The 3,928-nt window shown below is 72.4% G+C and carries 4 protein-coding genes and 1 pseudogene; 4 read left to right on the forward strand and 1 reads right to left on the reverse strand.

Features of this window, described 5'->3' with window-relative positions; translation table 11 throughout:
- Positions 1–273, reverse strand: a pseudogene (locus AC2W7G_RS10890) (S9 family peptidase); the annotation flags it as partial.
- A gap of 29 nt (positions 274–302) precedes the next feature.
- Between AC2W7G_RS10890 and mshB the strand changes: the two are divergent.
- The 4 genes from mshB to AC2W7G_RS10910 all read left to right on the forward strand — a co-directional run bounded on the left by mshB (position 303) and on the right by AC2W7G_RS10910 (position 3,891).
- The gene (gene mshB, locus AC2W7G_RS10895; RefSeq protein WP_485868446.1) at positions 303–1,211 is read left to right on the forward strand and encodes an N-acetyl-1-D-myo-inositol-2-amino-2-deoxy-alpha-D-glucopyranoside deacetylase; all 909 of its coding nucleotides are present in this window, start codon (positions 303–305) and stop codon (positions 1,209–1,211) included.
- Positions 1,208–1,549 (forward strand): hypothetical protein, encoded by a 342-nt coding sequence (locus AC2W7G_RS10900; RefSeq protein WP_485868447.1) that lies wholly within the window; start codon positions 1,208–1,210, stop codon positions 1,547–1,549. Before mshB ends, AC2W7G_RS10900 begins: the two co-directional genes overlap by 4 nt.
- The gene (locus tag AC2W7G_RS10905; RefSeq protein WP_485868448.1) at positions 1,546–2,097 is read left to right on the forward strand and encodes a flavin reductase family protein; all 552 of its coding nucleotides are present in this window, start codon (positions 1,546–1,548) and stop codon (positions 2,095–2,097) included. The genes AC2W7G_RS10900 and AC2W7G_RS10905 overlap by 4 nt, the downstream gene beginning before the upstream one ends.
- Positions 2,098–2,316: 219 nt before the next feature.
- Positions 2,317–3,891 carry a VanW family protein gene (locus tag AC2W7G_RS10910; protein WP_485868449.1) on the forward strand — a complete coding sequence of 525 codons (1,575 nt, stop codon included), beginning with the start codon at positions 2,317–2,319 and terminating at the stop codon, positions 3,889–3,891.
- Positions 3,892–3,928 lie beyond the last annotated feature (37 nt).

Consider the following 3,928-nt stretch of genomic DNA (forward strand, 5'->3'; position numbering starts at 1 on the left):
CGACTCGCGGCTGCGCTCGCGGCGGGCGCGCTCCTCGGGGGTCAGCTCCTCGGGGCCCTCGCCGAGCAGCGCGGCGGGGTCGACGACGAGGGTCTCCTCGCCGCTCGCGACGTCCAGCGCCCACAGCTGCCCGGTGCGCGTGACCCCGTCGGGCGTGCGGATGAACCGCACCGTGGTGCCGTCGGGGGAGACGGTGACGTTGCGCGGCACCCCCAGGGTGAATCGCAGGGTGCGGGCGGCGAGACGGGGGTACGAGACGGTCACGCCGTCCATCCCACCACAGCGTGACTAGCCTGTGACCCATGGATCCTGCCGACAAGCGGCTGCTGCTCGTGCACGCCCACCCCGACGACGAGACGATCGGCAACGGCGCCACCATGGCGCGCTACGTCGCGGAGGGCTCGCACGTCACCCTCGTCACCTGCACGCTCGGCGAGGAGGGCGAGATCCTCGTCCCCGAGATCGCCCACTACGCCAGCGACCAGGAGGACCGGCTCGGCGAGCACCGCATCGGCGAGCTGGCCGAGGCGATGAAGGCCCTCGGGGTCACCGACCACCGCTTCCTCGGCGGCCCCGGTCGCTTCCGCGACTCGGGCATGGTCTGGGGCGAGGACGGCAACGCCACCGCCGGTGAGGACGTGCGTCCGGACGCGTTCTGGGCGGCCGACCTGCTCGTCGCCGCCGACCTGCTCGTCGAGGTGATCCGTGAGGTGCGCCCGCAGGTGCTGGTGACCTACGACCAGTTCGGCGGCTACGGCCACCCCGACCACGTCCAGGCCCACCGCGTCGCCACCTACGCCGCCGACCTGGCCGGCGTCCGCTCGTACAAGCCCGAGCTGGGCGAGGCGTGGGAGATCAGCAAGGTCTACTGGTCGGCGATGTCGGCCCGCGCCTTCCGCGAGGGGCTCACCGCGCTGCGGGCCTCGGGCGACACGACGTCGTTCGAGGGCTGGGAGGCCGACAGCCTGCCTCCCATGGCCTTCGAGGACGACCAGCTCGACGCCGCGATCGACGGCACCGGCTTCCTGGACGCCAAGACCGCCGCCCTGCGCGCCCACGCGTCCCAAGTCGCCGTCGACGGCCCGTTCTTCGCGCTGTCCAACAACGTCGGCCAGACGGTGTGGGGCACCGAGCACTACCGCCTCGCGCGCGGCACCCGTGGTCCCGTCGGCCCGTCCGGGCTCGAGGACGACCTCTTCGCGGGGCTGTGACCGCGCTCCGCGGGGCGGCCGCCCTGGCCGGTCTGTGGGCCGGCGTCATGGCGTCCTTCGTGCACCGCCACGTGCTCGCCGCCGGGGGCGTCGACCTGCCCTGGGGACTGGCCGCCGGCGTGGTGCTGACCTTCCTGGCCGCCCGTGGCGCCGAGGCCCTGGTGCCGCTCGGGACGGCCTGCTTCTCGGCCGGCTGGGCGGTCGCCGTCCTGGCCCCGCTGGTGGCCGGCGGCGACAGCTACCTGGTCGCCGACGACCTGCTGGGCTGGGCCTTCACGCTCGGTGGCGGCGGGGCGCTCGTGGCGGCCTCCCAGTGGAAACCTAGGCTTGCCCCGTGAGGGAACCGATCGACGACAAGGCGTTCCGGGGCGCGCTGGGCAGGTTCGCCAGCGGTGTCACCGTCGTCTCGACCGTCCACGACGGCATCGACCACGCCATGACGGCCAGCGCGTTCTGCTCGGTCTCGATCGACCCGCCGCTCGTCCTGGTGTGCTCGCACAAGGCCAGCCGCTTCCACGAGGCGGTGCTCGAGAGCGGCCTGTGGGGCGTCTCGATCCTGGCCGAGGGCGGCCGCGAGACGTCCGCCTGGTTCGCCCACCGCGGACGTCCGCTGGAGTCCCAGCTCGAGGGCGTGGAGCACCACCGCGGCCCCGCGACCGGGGTCGCGCTCATGGACGAGGGTCTCGCCTGGCTGGAGTGCGAGACGCATGCCGTCCACGACGGCGGCGACCACAGCATCCTGGTGGGCAGCGTCGTCTCGGCCCGCGTCCGCGACGAGATCGACGACCCGCTGCTGTACTACCGCTCGCACTACGGACGCCTCGTCCACACCGACGCCTCGGAGAAGACGGTCTACCGTCCCCCGACCTCGCAGGAGCCCGCATGAGTCCCTCGTTCGTCCGCCGCCACCAGAAGCTGTCGTGGGGCCTGGGAGGCGCGGTCGTCGTGCTCGGCGGGGTGTACCTCGCCGGCTTCTTCCTGACCGGGTCGCGCCTGCCGGCCCACGCCACGATCGGCGGCATCGACGTCGGCGGCATGAGCCCGGCCGCCGCCGAGCGCGCGGTGACCAAGGCGGTCGCGCGCGCGCGCGGACGCCAAGGTCGGCCTGCGCCGCGAGGGCGGGGACGCCGACGACAGCACCGTCGAGTTCGCGCCCGAGGACCTCGGACTCGAGGTCGACGCCGCCGAGAGCGTCGACCAGGCCGGCGGCGAGCGCACGTGGAACCCCGTGCGCATGGTCCGCCTCGTCCTCGGGTCCGACGAGCACGACCTCGTCGTCAGCTCGGACCCGACCAAGATGGCCTCGGCGCTGGACAAGGTCGCCGAGGACGTCGAGGTCGAGGTCGTCCAGCCGCTCATCACCTTCCCGAAGGACGAGCCGAAGCCGCGCTCGCCGAAGGACGGCGTCGCGATCGACCGCGACGCGACCGCCCGTGCCGTCGAGGCGGTCTACGGCACGACCGACGACCCGGTCGTCGACGTCGAGACGAACGTCGTCGAGCCCGACGTCGACGAGGCCGGGCTGCAGCAGGCCGTCACCGAGATCGCCGAGCCGGCCGTGTCCGCGCCCGTGACGATCGCGGTCGGGCAGAAGAAGGTCTCGCTCCCCGTCTCGGCGTACGCGCCCGCGCTGCGGGTCGAGCCGGTCGACGGCGAGATGACGGCGGTCGTCGACCCCGAGAAGCTGAGCGGGGCGCTCGCGGCCGAGACGAGCGGCGTCGGTCGCAAGGCTGTCGACGCCCGCATCGTCGTGGACAGCGGCAAGCCGCGCATCGTCCCGAGCAAGACCGGCATCGGCCTGCAGCCCCAGGAGATGGCCCAGAAGCTCGTCCCGGTGCTGACCGAGAGCGGCGCGGCGCGCACCGTCACCGTCGAGGCGACGGTGGTCGAGCCCGAGTTCACGACGGCCGACGCCAAGAAGCTCGGCGTCAAGGAGCTGGTGTCGGAGTTCACGACGTACTTCCCGCACGCCGAGTACCGCAACGTCAACCAGGGCCGGGCGGCCGAGCTGCTCGACGACACCCTCGTCATGCCCGGCGAGACGTTCAGCTTCAACGACACCGTCGGCGAGCGGACGGTCGAGAACGGCTTCACGACCGGCTCGGTCATCAACGGCGGCCAGTTCCGCGAGGAGCCGGGCGGAGGCGTCTCGCAGGTCGTCACCACGACCTACAACGCAGCCTTCTTCGCCGGTCTCGAGGACGTCCACCACAAGGCGCACACGTTCTACATCGACCGCTACCCGGTCGGCCGCGAGGCGACCGTCTACTGGGGCAGCCTCGACATGAAGTTCAAGAACAACACGAAGCACGGCGTGCTCATCAACGCCTGGGTCGACCGCAGCACCCCCGGCCGCAAGGGCGAGATGCACGTGCAGATGTTCTCGACGAAGGTCTGGGACAAGGTCGAGGCGGGCAAGTCGGGCCGCTACAACTTCCGCACGCCGGGCAAGCGCTACGACACCAGCGCCGCGTGCGTCCCGCAGTCGCCGATCACCGGCTTCGACATCGACATCTTCCGCTACTTCTACCAGGGCGGGAAGCGGGTCAAGTCCGAGAAGTACACGACGACCTACCAGGCCGCCGACCACGTGATCTGCGGCGAGGACCCGGCCAAGAAGAAGGCCGAGCAGCGCAGGAAGCGCGCCGCCGAGCGCCGCGCCGACGCGAACGCGGGCTAGGGCCGTGGCGCCCCGGGGACGGCGCCGGGTCCCGGTC

This window comes from Aeromicrobium sp. PFPM2_SD2 (assembly GCF_057364525.1).

What these genes read in the sequence shown, in the direction of transcription:
- mshB (WP_485868446.1), top strand. Translation starts at nt 303, where the DNA reads ATGGATCCTGCCGACAAGCGGCTGCTGCTCGTGCACGCCCACCCCGAC.